Source organism: Azospirillum brasilense, assembly GCF_008365405.1.
In the GTDB taxonomy this organism is placed as follows: Bacteria; Pseudomonadota; Alphaproteobacteria; order Azospirillales; family Azospirillaceae; genus Azospirillum; species Azospirillum brasilense_D.
In genome coordinates this window covers 270,671-284,961 of sequence record NZ_QOKV01000003.1, presented here as the reverse complement: position 1 = coordinate 284,961, position 14,291 = coordinate 270,671, and the positions used below count along the sequence as shown (strand labels likewise).

Below are 14,291 nucleotides of genomic sequence, written 5' to 3'. Positions count from 1 at the left end.
TGACGAACGGGAGTCGGACCGATGCGTCTGTGGCTTGCCGCGGTTGGGCGGTCACGGACCGGTCCGGCGCGCGACCTTTATGACGAGTATGCCGGCCGCCTGTCCTGGCCGCTGACGCTGCGCGAGGTCGAGGTGAAGAAGCGCCTCGCCTCCGACGAGCTGAAGCGGCAGGAGGCGGAGTTGCTTCTGGCCGCCATTCCGGCCGGGGCCATCGTCGTGGCCCTGGACGAGCGCGGCAAGACCATCACCAGCGAAGCCTTCGCCGCGAAGATTGGCGGTTGGCGGGACCAGGGGGCGGGCGACATCGCCTTCCTGATCGGCGGGGCCGACGGCCACGGCGACGCCGTGCGGGCGCGCGCCGATTTTCTTTTGGCCTTGGGCGCCATGACATGGCCGCATATGCTGGTGCGAGGCATGTTGGCGGAGCAAATCTACCGTGCCCAGCAAATTCTGGCCGGACACCCCTATCACCGTGCATGACTCCCATTGTGCGCGTGCGCAGGCATGCCATTTTCTGATCCGGCCCAAGGCGATAAGAACCCGGCCATAACAAGACTGGCACCAGACCGTTCGACCGAGACCCGCAACCCGACCGTGACAGGCGTATGAGGAGCGTGATGACCGAGACCAATCGTCCCCGACCCGTAGTGCTGTGCATCCTGGATGGCTGGGGCTACCGCGAGGAGCGCGAGGACAACGCCATCGCCCAGGGCAACACCCCCAACTGGGACCGCCTGTGGTCGTCGGAGCCGCGCGCCTTCCTGGAGGCGAGCGAGGAGGAGGTCGGGCTGCCCAAGGGCCAGATGGGCAACTCCGAGGTCGGTCACATGAATCTGGGCGCCGGCCGCGTCGTCCGCCAGGATCTGGTGATGATCGACCACGCCATCGTCGAGGGCGAACTGGAGCGAAACGCCGCGCTGACCGACCTCGCCAAGACGCTGCTGGCCTCGGGCGGGCGCTGCCACATCCTGGGTCTGCTGTCGCCGGGCGGCGTTCATTCGCACCAGGACCACATCGCGGCGCTGGCCGGCGTGCTGGCCCATGAGGGCGTCCCGGTCGAGATCCATGCCTTCACCGACGGCCGCGACGTGCCGCCGCAGAGCGCCAAGGACCAGATGGCCGAGTTCATGGCCGACGTGCACGCCCTGCCCGGCGTCAACGTCGCCACGGTCAGCGGGCGCTACTACGCCATGGACCGCGACAAGCGCTGGGACCGCGTTGCCAAGGCCTACGCCACCCTGGTGAGCGCCCAGGGTGAGACCGCCGCCGACCCGATCCAGGCCATCGAGCAGAGCTACGCCGCCGGCACCCACGACGAGTTCATCCTGCCGACCGTCATCGACGGCTACACCGGCATGAAGGACGGCGACGCCATCCTGATGGCGAACTTCCGCGCCGACCGCGCCCGCGAGATCCTCGCCGCCTTCGTCGACCCGGCCTTCGACGGGTTCGAGCGCGCCTCGGTGCCGAAGCTGGCCGCCGCCGTCGGCATGGTCGAGTACTCGTCCACGCTCGCCAAGCTGATGACGACCATCTTTCCGCCGAAATCCCTGACCAAGGTGCTGGGCGAAGTGGTCAGCGAGGCCGGATTGACCCAGTTGCGCATCGCCGAGACGGAAAAGTACCCGCACGTCACCTTCTTCTTCAACGGTGGCGAGGAGCGCGTGTATCCCGGCGAGGACCGCATCCTGGTGCCGTCACCGAAGGTCGCGACCTACGATCTCCAGCCGGAGATGTCCGCCGCCGAGGTGACCGACAAGGTCGTCGCCGCCGTGGACAGCGGGAAGTACGATCTGGTGGTCATCAACTACGCCAACCCCGACATGGTCGGCCACAGCGGCATCCTGTCCGCCGCCATCAAGGCGGTGGAGGCGGTGGACGTCAGCCTGGGCCGGCTGGAGGCCGCGGTGCGCGCCCAGGGCGGCGTGATGCTGGTCACCGCCGACCACGGCAACTGCGAGCTGATGAAGGACCCGCAGACCAACGGCCCGCACACCGCCCACACGCTGGACAAGGTGCCGCTGGTGCTGGTGAACGGCCCCGCCGGGGTGACGGCGATCCGCAGCGGGCGTCTGGCCGACATCGCCCCGACGCTGCTGGACCTGATGAAGCTGCCGCAGCCGGCGGAGATGACCGGCAAGAGCCTGATCGACCGCGCCAGCGCGCGGGCGGCCGCGGAATAAGGCAGAACCGGGCATGGGCGCAGGGCGCGATCATCCGGCGGGTGTTGCTCTGCTCCCCCTCCCCGTCTCCGTTCCGCAAGGCGCCGGGCGGGGACGGGCGTTTTCCTGGCGCCCGACCCTGCTGACCACCACCCTGCTGACCGCCACCCTTCTCGTCATCTCCACCGCCGCCACGGCGCAGACCGAGTCCCCCGGCCAGACGCTGAAGCGGGTGGAGCAGGACCTCCAGACCGACAAGGCCCTGCAAAAGCAGCTCGACCGCCAGTCCCAGACGCTCCAGAAGGAGCTGGACGAACTGCGCGACCGGCTGATCGGCCTCGCCGATCAGGAGCGGGCCCAGGAGGACGAACTCGTCCATCTCGAAGAGTCCCTGACCGCCCTGGAGACGCAGGAGCGCAACCAGGCCGAAAAGCTGGAGGGCGAGCGGCAGCAGATCGCCGCCCTGCTCGCCGCCCTGCAGCGTGTCGCCCGCATCCCCCCGGAAGCGGCGCTGGCCCGCCCGGACGGGCCGGTGGACACGCTGCGCTCCGCCCTGCTGCTGCGCGACACCGTGCCGGCCCTGCGCGCCCGCGCCGACGCGCTGGCCCAGGCGCTGACCCGGCTGGCCGAGACGCGCGAGACGCTGCAGGCGCAGCGCAGCCGCACCTACGCCGCCCGCCTCACCCTGATCGACCGCCAGAAGGAGATCGGCCAGCTCGTCGCCCGGCGCGAGGAGCTGTCGCGCCAGACCGAGGAGGAGCGGCAGCAGGTCGCCCAGCGCACCGCCCGGCTGACCGGTCAGGCCGCCGACCTGCGCCAGCTGATGGACCGCATCGAGGCCGAACGCCGCGCCGCCGCCGCCATGGCGGCCAAGCGCGAGGCCGAGCGGCTGGAGGCGGAGCGCCGCGAAGCCGAACGCCGGCTTGCCGAGCAAAAGGCTGCCGAGCAGAAGCTGGCGGACCAGAAGGCGGCGGAGCAACGGCAGGCCGAACAGAAACTCGCGGAGCAGCGCGCCTCAGACCAGCGGGCCAGGGCCGAGGCGGAAACCGCCCGCGCCGCGCCCAGCGCCCCTGCGGGAGAGCGTCTGCCGGTGGGTGGGCGGGTGACCGTCCGCTACGGCGAGGCCGACCGCTACGGCGCGACCAGCCGGGGCGTCACCATCCAGGCCCGCGCCGGCTCGACGGTGGTGTCACCGCAGGCCGGAACGATCGTCTTCGCCGGGCCGTTCCGCGGCTATGGCCAAATCTTGATCGTGGAACACAGCCACGGATATCATAGTCTCATCGCTGGATTTGGCCGCATCGACACGGCCGTCGGACGGCGCGTGGCCACGGGGGAACCCATCGGCCTGATGCCCGCCGACGGGTCACCCGATCTTTACTTCGAGCTAAGACGTCACGGACAGCCGATCAATCCACAGCGCGGTTTCGGCGCCCCGGAGGGGAAAGGACAAGGGTAGATGAGGATAGTCAAGCGTGCCGCCACCGCCGCGGCCCTGGTGTTTCTGGGGGCCGGCGTCGCCACCGTCACCGCGCAGGTGAACAGCACCGGCAACAGTTCCGAGACCTACCGCCAGCTCAACCTGTTCGGCGACGTGTTCGAGCGCGTGCGCGCCGAGTATGTCGAGTCGACGACGGACGAGCAGCTGATCGAATCCGCCATCAACGGAATGCTCACCTCGCTCGACCCGCATTCCAGCTATCTGAACCGCAAGAGCTTCCAGGACATGCAGGTTCAGACCCGCGGCGAGTTCGGCGGGCTGGGCATCGAGGTGACGATGGAGAACGGCCTGATCAAGGTCGTGTCCCCCATCGACGAGACGCCGGCCTTCCGCGCCGGGCTGCAGCCGGGCGACCTGATCATCCAGCTCAACGGCGAGGCGGTGATGGGCCTGTCGCTGAACGAGGCGGTGGAGAAGATGCGCGGCCCGGTGGGCAGCGACATCAAGGTCACCGTGCGCCGCGGCGAGGCCGGCGAGCCGTTCGAGGTCACGCTGACCCGCGCCGTCATCAAGGTGCAGTCGGTCCGCTACCGCACCGAGGGCGACATCGGCTACGTCCGCGTCACCAGCTTCAACGAACAGACGCAGCAGGGGCTGGAGAAGGCCATCGCCTCGATCCAGCAGCAGCTGGGCGACAAGCTGAAGGGCTACGTCCTCGACCTGCGCAACAACCCCGGCGGCCTGCTCGACCAGGCGGTCTCGGTCTCCGACACCTTCCTGGAGAAGGGCGAGATCGTCTCCACCCGCGGCCGCAAGGCGGAGGAGGGCACGCGCTACAACGCCAAGCCCGGCGACCTCGCCAAGGGCCTGCCGGTCGTGGTGCTGATCAACGGCGGCTCTGCCTCGGCGTCGGAGATCGTCGCCGGCGCGCTCCAGGACCACAAGCGGGCGCTGGTGCTGGGCACCCAGTCCTTCGGCAAGGGCTCGGTCCAGACGATCATCCCGCTGCCCGGCCACGGCGCCATGCGCCTGACCACGGCGCGCTACTACACGCCGTCGGGCAAGTCGATCCAGGCGCTGGGCATCGCCCCGGACATCGAGGTGCACCCGGCCCGCGTCGAGGAAACCGACCAGGGGCTGATCCGCCGCCGCGAGAGCGACCTGCGCGGCGCGCTGCGCAACCCGGACGCCCCCCGCCCGGCCACCACCCAGCCGGCGCCGGCTCCGGGCGCCAGCAACGCTCCGGCTCCGGGCGCTGCCCCCGGGGCGACGCCGGGGGCGGCCCCTGGGGCAACCCCGGCTCCGGCCAACGGCAACGCCCCGGCGGCGCCGTCAGCGGAGAATGGCGAAGGCGCGCCCAACCAGCCGCCCTTCGACTACCAGCTGGCCCGCGCGCTCGACCTGCTGCGGGGCGTCGCCCTGTTCCAGGCCCGCGCGCACTAAGGGGAGGTAACGGGTCCGTGAACGCTGCCGCCCTGCTGGGCCGCCTGAAGCCCGCGAAACGGGAACGTTCCGGACCCGGCCTGCTGGCCCGCCTCCGGCGCCGGAGGGCCGGCGGCGATTCGGACGACGCTCCCCGCGCGCGCAAGGAACGCCGCCCGCTGTCGCCCCTCGCCAAGAGGCTGCTCGGCGCCTACGCCGTACTGGTCCTTGGGCTGGGCGGGCTGGGCGGCTGGCTGGCGATGAACGGAGAGCACACCACCGAGGCGTGGCAGGCCGCCATTCCCCGTGTCGAGGTGGCGGTGAAGGGCGCGCAGCCCCCAACGCCGCCGGCGGCACCGCCCGCCGCGGCGACGGTTCCCGTCCAACCGGCTCCGCCTGCGGCCTCCCCTCCGGCGGCTCCCCCGCCGCCCGTCGTTGCGGCTCCCCCGCCGCCGCTCGCTGTAGCCCCAACCGCCGTGGTCGTGAACGAGCCGGTCACCCTGACCCCGGCGCCGGTCCCCGGCTTGGTGGAGGACTCGCGCAACGGGCCGCTGCCGCGCATCGCCGAGGACGGGCGAAAGCCCTGGCAGGTCTACGCCCGGCCCTTTCCCGCCGCCGACCGCCGGCCGCGCATCGCCATCGTGCTGGCCGAAATGGGCATCTCCGGTGTGACCACCGGCAACGCCCTGCAGAAGCTGCCGCCGACCATCACGCTGGCCTTCGTCCCCTACGCCGACCGGCTGGACAACTGGGTCGAGCGCGCCCGCGGCAAAGGGCACGAGGTGATGCTCTCGGTCCCCATGGAGCCGCAGGACTACCCGCGCAACGATCCCGGTCCCAACGCCCTGCTGACCATGCTGCCGCCCGAGCGCAACATGGAGCGGCTGGAATGGTCGCTGGGCAAGGCGGTCGGCTATGTCGGCATCACCAGCACCACGGGCAGCAAATTCACCGCCAACCCCGACGCGGTGACCCCGGTCGTCGCGGCGATGAAGGCGCGCGGCCTGATGGTCCTGGACGCCCGCGCCAACCCGCGCAGTGTTGCCGGCACCCTGGCGGGGCAGGCGGGCGTGCCGCGGGCCTTCGCCGACCGGGTGATCGACCGCGACCTGTCGCGCGGCGCCATCGACGACCAACTCGCCGAGCTGGAAGCCATCGCCAAGGCCAACGGCGCCGCCGTGGGCATCGGCGCGCCCTACCCCAGCACCATCGAACGGATCAACCTGTGGCTCACCGGGCTGGCCGACCGTGGCATCGCCATCGTGCCGGTCTCCGCTGTGGCCAACATGCAGAAGCAATAAGGCGCATGAGCAAGAAGGTCATCGACCGCGAGTCCCTCCCCTACCGCCCCTGCGTCGGGGTGATGCTGCTGAACGACCGCGGGCAGGTCTTCGTGGCCCGGCGCTGCGACAGCAAGGACGCCTGGCAGATGCCCCAGGGCGGCATCGACGAGGGCGAGGGCGTGCATGAGGCCGCCCTGCGCGAGCTGAAGGAGGAGATCGGCACCGACAAGGCCGAGATCCTCGGAGAGACCGCGGAGACGCTGCGCTACGACCTGCCCGACCATCTGCTGGGCAAGGTTTGGAAGGGCCGCTGGCGCGGACAGGAGCAGGTCTGGCTGGCCGCCCGCTTCACCGGCGCGGACGCCGACATCGACCTTGCCACCGAGCATCCCGAGTTCGACGCCTGGAAATGGGTCGATGCCGATGATCTGCCCGGCCTGATCGTGCCGTTCAAGCGCCCGGTCTACGAGTCGGTGCTGGCGGAATTCGCCCCGGTGATCGCGGCGCTGCGGCGGGGCTGATCCCCGCCGCGCCCCATCCTGTTCAGGCGACCTTGGCCAGCCGCTTGGCGCGGCTTTCGATCAGCCACCAGGCACCGCGGGCGGCGACGCTGTAGAAGCGGGTGTGCGGCTTCAGCCCGCAGGCCTTGAAGACCATCGCCACCGCGCGGTCGACGTGCTTGGGCCGGTAGCGGCCATAGGCGCGCCGCATATAAGCCTGATTGTAGGTCTTGTGCGCGTAGGCCTCGCCCTCCGGCGCGTTGGCCGCGTAGTAGGCGTAAGCCAGCTCGTCGTCCTCCGACTCGCCGATGCGCGACAGCGCCACCTTGAGCCGCTGGAACTTGTTGAGCTGCTCCAGCTCCAGGTACTTCTTCGTGTAGGTGTAGAAGAGCTTGAAGTGGCGCAGCTCGTCGGCGGCGATGTTCTTGCAGATCAGCTTGAGGACCGGCTCGTCCGTCGAATCGCCGATGGCCGCGTAGTAGCTGCTGGTGCCGGTCTCGACCATACAGCGGGCGATCATCTCGCCGGTGCGCGAGCCGCGGACCGAGGCGTCGAGGTCAATCGGCACCTTGTAGCCGGCGCGGAAGCGCTCCACGGCCCGGTCGAAGTCGAAGGTCGGATCGACCAGTTCCGCCCATTTGCCGAGCGCGCGGCCGTGCTGGACCTCCTCGACCGCCCAGCCATGCGCGACCTCCTGGAACTCGGGATCGTCGTGGAAGACGTTGCAGAGATAGGCCGTGTAGTCGTCGGCGTTGAACTCCACCAGGGCCGCCGCCTTGATGAGCGGAACGAGATCGGGATCGACCTTGCTGTGGTCCAATTGATCCCAGGGAAGCTCTTCGTATTTCCAGTGCAACGCCACACTCCACTCCCGCTGCTGGCCGCCGTTCCGGGCCGGTTGTTCCACGCTCTGACGGAGAACAGGACCATAAAAACAAAAACGCCTCGACGGACGGGCCGGGAGGCGTTCGATCCCTTGCGGGATACTATGTATGGCTGCGATGGCGCAATGCAACGGAAACGGCCCAGCCGGCGTTCACCGCCGCCGGGCCGGCCCCGGTGTCAGTGCGTGGTCGCGCCGGTCGCGTCGAGCTTGGCACGGGCGACGGCGATCTTCGCCTCCACGCGGGCCTTCTCGTCATCGGACTTGGCGTCTTCCAGATCCTCGCCCAGGTCGCGGATCTGCTGCTCGACCTTGGCGCGGTCGATCTCAGCGACCGCGATCGCCTCCTCGGCCAGGACGGTGCAGCGGGTCTCGGTCACCTCGGCGAAGCCGCCGGCGACGAACACCCGGTCGACCACGCGGTCAGCCTCGTAGACGTCGATCACGCCCGGACGGACGGTCGAAATCATCGGCGAGTGGCCGGCGAGGACGCCGAAGTCACCTTCCGAACCCGGCACCACGACCATGTCGACGGGCTGCGAGGTCAGCAGCTTCTCCGGAGAGACCAGCTCGAATTCGACTTTATCGGCCATGGGTTTCCTGGTGCCTCTTCATAAGAACCCCCTCCCCCGCGCGGGCGGAGGAGAGGGTTAGCCTCGTTACCGAACCTCAGCCGACCCTGATCAGGCGGCTTCGGCGGCCAGCTTCTTCGCCTTGGCGATGGCTTCGTCGATGGTGCCGACCATGTAGAAGGCCGCTTCCGGCAGGTGGTCGTAGTCGCCGTTCACGATGCCCTTGAAGCCCTTGATGGTGTCTTCCAGGCTGACGAGCACGCCCGGGGTGCCGGTGAACACCTCGGCGACGTGGAACGGCTGCGACAGGAAGCGCTGGATCTTGCGGGCGCGGGCGACGACCAGCTTGTCCTCTTCCGACAGCTCGTCCATGCCCAGGATGGCGATGATGTCCTGCAGCGACTTGTAGGTCTGCAGAACGCGCTGCACCGAACGGGCGACGGTGTAGTGCTCCTCACCGACGACGCGCGGGTCCAGGATGCGGCTGGTCGAGTCCAGCGGGTCCACCGCCGGGAAGATCGCCATTTCGGCGATCGAGCGCGACAGCACCGTGGTGGCGTCCAGGTGGGCGAAGGAGGTGGCCGGGGCCGGGTCGGTCAGATCGTCGGCGGGCACGTAAATGGCCTGCACCGAGGTGATCGACCCCTTCTTCGTGGAGGTGATGCGCTCCTGCAGGGCGCCCATGTCGGTGGCCAGCGTCGGCTGGTAACCCACCGCCGACGGAATGCGGCCCAGCAGAGCCGACACTTCCGAACCGGCCTGCGTGAAGCGGAAGATGTTGTCCACGAAGAACAGCACGTCCTGGCCTTCCTCGTCGCGGAAGTATTCCGCGAGGGTCAGACCGGACAGGGCGACGCGGGCGCGGGCACCCGGCGGCTCGTTCATCTGGCCGTACACCAGGGCCACCTTGGAGCCCGGGCCGTCGAGCTTGATGACGCCCGACTCGATCATCTCGTGGTAGAGGTCGTTGCCCTCACGGGTGCGCTCGCCCACGCCCGCGAACACGGACACGCCGCCGTGCGCCTTCGCGACGTTGTTGATCAGCTCCATGATGGTCACGGTCTTGCCCACGCCGGCGCCGCCGAACAGGCCGATCTTGCCGCCCTTGGCGTAGGGAGCCAGCAGGTCGATGACCTTGATGCCCGTGATCAGCACTTCGGCGTCCGTCGACTGCTCGACGAAGTCCGGGGCCGAACGGTGGATCGGCAGGGTGCGCTCGGCGCCGACGTCGCCGCGCTCGTCGATCGGCTCACCGATCACGTTGATGATGCGGCCGAGGGTGGCCGGGCCGACCGGCACGGCGATCGGGGCGCCGGTGTCCGTCACCGCGGCGCCGCGGACCAGGCCGTCGGTGCTGTCCATGGCGATGGCGCGGACGGTGCTTTCGCCGAGGTGCTGCGCAACCTCGAGCACGAGGGTCTTGCCGTCGTTCTGGGTGTGCAGCGCGTTCAGAATGGCCGGCAGCTCGCCGTCGAACTGGACGTCGACAACGGCGCCCGTGACCTGCGTGATCTTGCCGGCGGCGTTCGTCGCCTGGGTGGTGGTGGCCATGGAGTAAAGCTCCCTCGGAACTCGATAATTGTCGGATGTGCCGTCGTATCGACCGCGAACGCTGCGCCGTTAAACCGCCTCGGCGCCGGAGATGATCTCGATCAGCTCCTTGGTGATGTAGGCCTGGCGCGTGCGGTTGTAGGTGATCGTCAGCTTGTTGATCATGTCGCCGGCGTTGCGCGTCGCGTTGTCCATCGCGGTCATGCGGGCGCCCTGCTCGGACGCGGCGCTTTCCAGGAGGGCGCGATAAACCTGGATTGACAGGTTGCGCGGCAGCAGCTCGGCGAGGATCTGCTCCTCGTCGGGCTCGAACTCGTAGATCGCCTTGACCTCGGCGCCCGCGGCCTCCTCTTCCGCCTGCGCCTCGACGGCGAAGGGAACGAGCTGCTGGACGGTCACGATCTGGGAGATCGCCGACTTGAACTTGTTGAAGATCACCGAGCAGACGTCGAACTCGCCCGCGTCGTACATCGCCAGAACCTTCTGCGCGACGACATCGGCGTCGGCGAAGGACAGCTTGCGGCGACCCACATCCTCGTAGGTCTCGACGATCAGCGAGCCGTACTCGCGGCGCAGCTGGTCGCGGGCCTTGCGGCCGACGGTGAGCAGCTTGACCGTCTTGCCTTCCGACTGGAGGCGCTGGATCTGGCGGCGGGACTCACGGACGATGGCGCCGTTGAAGGCGCCGCACAGGCCGCGGTCGGAGCTGATGATGACGAGGAGGTGCACCTGATCGGAACCGGTGCCGGTCATCAGCTTCGGGCCGTTGCCCGAGTCCTGCACGTTGGCCGCGAGAGAGGCCAGCATGCGGCCCATGCGCTCGGCGTAGGGACGACCGGCTTCCGCCTGCTCCTGCGCACGGCGGAGCTTGGAGGCGGCGACCATCTTCATCGCCGAGGTGATCTTCCGCGTCGATTGGACGCTGGCGATCCGGTTCTTTAGGTCCTTGAGGTTAGGCATGCCGGCCCTTCATTCCGCTCGGGGTCGTTCGGGTTGACGGACGGGGCGCAGGAACTGCGCCCCCGCCGTCGATCAGACGAACACCTTGGAGAAGTTGTCGAGGAAGGCCTTCAGGCGCTCCTCGGTCGCAGAGGTGATCTGCTTCTCGTTGCGGATCGTCGCCAGGATGTCGGCCCCCTTGGAGCGGACCTCGGCGAGGAACTTCTGCTCGAAGCGGTTGACGTCCTCGACCCTGATCTTGTCGAGGTAGCCCTTCACGCCCGAGAAGATCGACACGACCTGCTCTTCGACCGGCAGCGGCTGGAACTGCGGCTGCTTCAGCAGCTCGGTCAGACGGGCGCCGCGGGCCAGCAGGCGCTGGGTGGCGGCGTCGAGGTCCGAGGCGAACTGCGCGAAGGCGGCCATCTCGCGGTACTGGGCCAGCTCCATCTTGATGGTGCCCGCGACCTGCTTCATCGCCTTGATCTGGGCGGCGGAGCCGACGCGCGACACCGACAGGCCGACGTTGATGGCCGGACGGATGCCCTTATAGAACAGGCCCGTCTCGAGGAAGATCTGACCGTCGGTGATCGAGATCACGTTCGTCGGGATGTAGGCCGACACGTCGCCGGCCTGCGTCTCGATGACCGGCAGGGCGGTCAGCGAGCCGTTGCCGTGAGCGTCGCCCATCTTGGCGGCGCGCTCGAGCAGGCGGCTGTGGAGATAGAACACGTCGCCCGGGTAGGCTTCGCGGCCCGGCGGACGGCGGAGCAGCAGCGACATCTGACGGTAGGCGACGGCCTGCTTGGACAGGTCATCGTACACGATCAGGGCGTGCATGCCGTTGTCGCGGAAGTACTCGCCCATCGTGCAGCCGGTGTAGGGCGCCAGGAACTGCAGCGGGGCCGGCTCCGACGCGGTGGCCGCGACGACGATCGAGTATTCCAGGGCGCCGGCGTCTTCCAGGGTCTTGACGATCTGGGCGACGGTGGAGCGCTTCTGACCGACGGCGACGTAGATGCAGTAGAGCTTCTTGCTCTCGTCGTCGCCCTGGTTGATCGGCTTCTGGTTCAGGAAGGTGTCGATGACGACGGCGGTCTTGCCGGTCTGGCGGTCACCGATGATCAGCTCGCGCTGGCCGCGGCCGATCGGAACCAGGCTGTCGACGGCCTTCAGGCCGGTCTGCATCGGCTCGTGCACCGACTTGCGCGGGATGATGCCGGGGGCCTTGACCTCGACGCGGGTGCGGGTGACGTCCACCAGCGGGCCCTTGCCGTCGATCGGGTTGCCCAGGCCGTCCACGACGCGGCCCAGCAGACCCTTGCCGACCGGCACGTCCACGATGGTGCCCGTGCGCTTGACGGTGTCGCCTTCCTTGATCTCGCTGTCGGTGCCGAAGATCACGACGCCGACGTTGTCGGTCTCGAGGTTCAGCGCCATGCCCTTGATGCCACCGGGGAACTCGACCATCTCGCCGGCGCGCACGTTGTCCAGGCCGTGCACGCGGGCGACGCCGTCACCCACGGAGAGGACCTGACCGACCTCGGCGACGTCCGCCTCGGTCCCGAAATTCGCGATCTGCTGCTTGAGGATCGCAGAGATTTCTGCGGCGCGGATATCCATCAGACTGATCCCCCTGAGGCCTTCATGGCGAGTTGCAATTTGTTCAGCTTCGTGCGCACCGAGGTGTCGACCATGCGCGAGCCGAACTTAACGATCATGCCCCCGATCAGCGCGGGATCGACCGAGGTGTTGACCAACACCTTGGAGCCGATCGACGCCTTCAGCGTGTCGGTGACCGCGGCCAGCTGAGCGTCGCTCAGCGGCTGGGCGGAGGTGACCTGCGCGGTCACTTCGCCGCGACGGCGGGCCAGTTCGGCGAGATAGCCTTCGATCATGCCTTCCAGCGCGAACAGGCGGCGGTTCTTGGCCACCAGCCCGATGAAGCGCTTGGTCAGATCGGACACTTCGGCGCGGTCCAGAACCGCGGCCATCGCCCGGCCTTGGTCGGCGCGGCTGATCACGGGACTGCGGACGAGGCGGCGAAGGTCGGCGCTCTCAGCCAGGATTTGCTTCAGCGCAACCAGATCGCTCGCGACCTGATCCAACGCTTTGTTCTCGTCCGCAAGCTCGAACAGCGCGATGGAGTAGCGCGTAGCGAGTTCGGAAACGCCTGTACCTTCGATTGCCACCTGATCCCTCGAATTGAGTTCGGTAGACGGTGAATTTTCAGGGCCTTAAATAGGGCAGAACCCACATCGCGGCGGCCCAGCCCGCGAAAGCGAGCGGTCCAATATCACAGGATTAGGCCCTGCGCAACGGGGTCTGGACAATTTGCACGCGGCCTGCATGCGGCGTTTTGCGCCCCTGCGGCGTGGGGTCCGTTCTTGGCGGCAGGCGCTGGAAATGGGCATACCACTTCACAACCGCTGCGGATCACCTCGTCATCCGAAGTCCCTGCCCTCTTCGAGGTCCGTTTTTTCCGGGTCCCGCTCCGCGACGGTCCAGAGACCAGACTGTGACCTAACGCGCCACTTAACACCCGTTTAACCATTCACGCGCACGGTCGTCCCACAGCCCGTCTGACAGGACAAACCCAGGCCAATCATGACCGTCGTCGCTTTTTCCTGCGCCCGCTTCACGCCCGCCGACCTCAACGACTTCGAGGCGGTGGCCGAGCCGAAGCTGCGCCTTGGCCATTGGGCCGGGGTCATCCGCGAAACGGGCCGGGAGCATGACCGGCTCCTTGTTCTCCTGCCCGGCGTGGACCGTCCCGTCTTCCGGTTCGAGCGCGACGGGCGCGGGCGCTACAGCCTGTCCTTCAACGACCGCTCCGGCTGGTACGGCATCGGATCGGGAGGCAGCGCCGCCGAATGCCTGTCGATCTGGCGTCCCCGCCCGCGGACCGACCGTTCCGTCTCGGTGCTCTGAGCGCCTTTTTCACCCTTCGGAAAAGTCCGAGTCGGCCGTCAGCGATACACGCCGACCGACAGCAGATAGGGCTCGCCGCCCAGGACGATGCGGCGCACGATCATCGTCTTCGGCGCGATCTGGCCGGACAGCGGGTCCGTCCATTTGTAGCTGACGGCGCCCGAGTCCCGCTCCGCCACGATGTCCAGCGCCTCCCGGATGAAGGGCTTGCCGTCGACGTCCTTCAGGTCCTTGAGGTTCGCGCCGTTGAGCGACGGCGTCCAGCCATGGGCCACCATCACGCCGTCGCGGTCGATCAGCATCGGGTAGAGGTCGCGGTCGATCAGCGCGCCGTCGCGTTGGGCAAAGGCGTCCGGCGCGCTTTCCGCGCCGTGCTGGCGCAGATAGCCGCTGGTCTTGTCGAGCAGCGCCTTGGCGTCCGATTCCGTCCCCCGGGTCTGGGCGGGCACGCCCGCCGCCAGCGCGATGATCGCCAGCAGGGCGAGAACCGGAAGAACCGTCAGCAAGGTGTGGAGGTGGAAACGACCGCGCAGCCTGGACATGAGATCGCTCGGCGAAAGATGACTTCCATACTCTGGTAATACCATGACCCGCCGGCCGCAACGGA

General features: G+C 68.4%; 14 protein-coding genes. 7 read left to right on the top strand and 7 right to left on the bottom strand.

What is annotated here, in order from left to right; translation table 11 throughout:
* Nucleotides 1-21: 21 nt before the first annotated feature.
* From rlmH to DS837_RS08075, 6 genes are all read left to right on the top strand, one after another.
* Nucleotides 22-480 carry a 23S rRNA (pseudouridine(1915)-N(3))-methyltransferase RlmH gene (gene rlmH / locus DS837_RS08100; protein WP_014239449.1) on the top strand — a complete coding sequence of 153 codons (459 nt, stop codon included), beginning with the start codon at nucleotides 22-24 and terminating at the stop codon, nucleotides 478-480.
* A gap of 137 nt (nucleotides 481-617) precedes the next feature.
* Nucleotides 618-2,183 carry a 2,3-bisphosphoglycerate-independent phosphoglycerate mutase gene (gene gpmI, locus DS837_RS08095; protein ID WP_149164263.1) on the top strand — a complete coding sequence of 522 codons (1,566 nt, stop codon included), beginning with the start codon at nucleotides 618-620 and terminating at the stop codon, nucleotides 2,181-2,183.
* Between the two features lie 13 nt (nucleotides 2,184-2,196).
* A complete protein-coding gene (locus DS837_RS08090; protein ID WP_149164262.1) occupies nucleotides 2,197-3,621 on the top strand; it encodes a murein hydrolase activator EnvC family protein in 1,425 nt (474 codons plus the stop codon).
* Nucleotides 3,622-5,046 (top strand): S41 family peptidase, encoded by a 1,425-nt coding sequence (locus DS837_RS08085; RefSeq protein WP_149164261.1) that lies wholly within the window; start codon nucleotides 3,622-3,624, stop codon nucleotides 5,044-5,046.
* 17 nt (nucleotides 5,047-5,063) lie between these two features.
* On the top strand, nucleotides 5,064-6,326 hold the full coding sequence (locus tag DS837_RS08080) for a divergent polysaccharide deacetylase family protein (protein WP_149164260.1): 1,263 nt from the start codon (nucleotides 5,064-5,066) through the stop codon (nucleotides 6,324-6,326).
* A 5-nt stretch (nucleotides 6,327-6,331) separates the two neighbouring features.
* Complete coding sequence (locus DS837_RS08075; protein WP_149164259.1) at nucleotides 6,332-6,829, top strand: RNA pyrophosphohydrolase; 498 nt, start codon at nucleotides 6,332-6,334, stop codon at nucleotides 6,827-6,829.
* 22 nt (nucleotides 6,830-6,851) lie between these two features.
* On the opposite strand, the gene DS837_RS08070 is transcribed toward DS837_RS08075, so the two are convergent.
* From DS837_RS08070 to DS837_RS08045, 6 genes are all read right to left on the bottom strand, one after another.
* On the bottom strand, nucleotides 6,852-7,670 hold the full coding sequence (locus tag DS837_RS08070; protein WP_094301860.1) for an acyl-ACP desaturase: 819 nt from the start codon (nucleotides 7,668-7,670) through the stop codon (nucleotides 6,852-6,854).
* Between the two features lie 200 nt (nucleotides 7,671-7,870).
* The gene (locus DS837_RS08065; RefSeq protein ID WP_149164258.1) at nucleotides 7,871-8,284 is read right to left on the bottom strand and encodes a F0F1 ATP synthase subunit epsilon; all 414 of its coding nucleotides are present in this window, start codon (nucleotides 8,282-8,284) and stop codon (nucleotides 7,871-7,873) included.
* Between the two features lie 90 nt (nucleotides 8,285-8,374).
* On the bottom strand, nucleotides 8,375-9,814 hold the full coding sequence (gene atpD / locus DS837_RS08060) for a F0F1 ATP synthase subunit beta (RefSeq protein WP_149164257.1): 1,440 nt from the start codon (nucleotides 9,812-9,814) through the stop codon (nucleotides 8,375-8,377).
* Nucleotides 9,815-9,883: 69 nt separating this feature from the next.
* Nucleotides 9,884-10,774 carry a F0F1 ATP synthase subunit gamma gene (locus DS837_RS08055; protein ID WP_109070482.1) on the bottom strand — a complete coding sequence of 297 codons (891 nt, stop codon included), beginning with the start codon at nucleotides 10,772-10,774 and terminating at the stop codon, nucleotides 9,884-9,886.
* 72 nt (nucleotides 10,775-10,846) lie between these two features.
* Nucleotides 10,847-12,376, bottom strand: a complete 1,530-nt coding sequence (gene atpA, locus DS837_RS08050; RefSeq protein WP_149164256.1) for a F0F1 ATP synthase subunit alpha — start codon at nucleotides 12,374-12,376, stop codon at nucleotides 10,847-10,849.
* A complete protein-coding gene (locus DS837_RS08045) occupies nucleotides 12,376-12,945 on the bottom strand; it encodes a F0F1 ATP synthase subunit delta (protein WP_014239438.1) in 570 nt (189 codons plus the stop codon). Before DS837_RS08045 ends, atpA begins: the two co-directional genes overlap by 1 nt.
* 415 nt (nucleotides 12,946-13,360) lie before the next feature.
* Here DS837_RS08045 and DS837_RS08040 point away from each other — a divergent pair, with 415 nt between their 5' ends.
* Entirely contained in the window at nucleotides 13,361-13,684 is a 324-nt protein-coding gene (locus DS837_RS08040; RefSeq protein ID WP_149164255.1) for a hypothetical protein, read from the top strand.
* Nucleotides 13,685-13,722: 38 nt separating this feature from the next.
* Here the strand turns inward: DS837_RS08040 and DS837_RS08035 are convergent, their stop codons facing one another.
* The gene (locus tag DS837_RS08035) at nucleotides 13,723-14,226 is read right to left on the bottom strand and encodes a cache domain-containing protein (protein ID WP_247889824.1); all 504 of its coding nucleotides are present in this window, start codon (nucleotides 14,224-14,226) and stop codon (nucleotides 13,723-13,725) included.
* Nucleotides 14,227-14,291 lie beyond the last annotated feature (65 nt).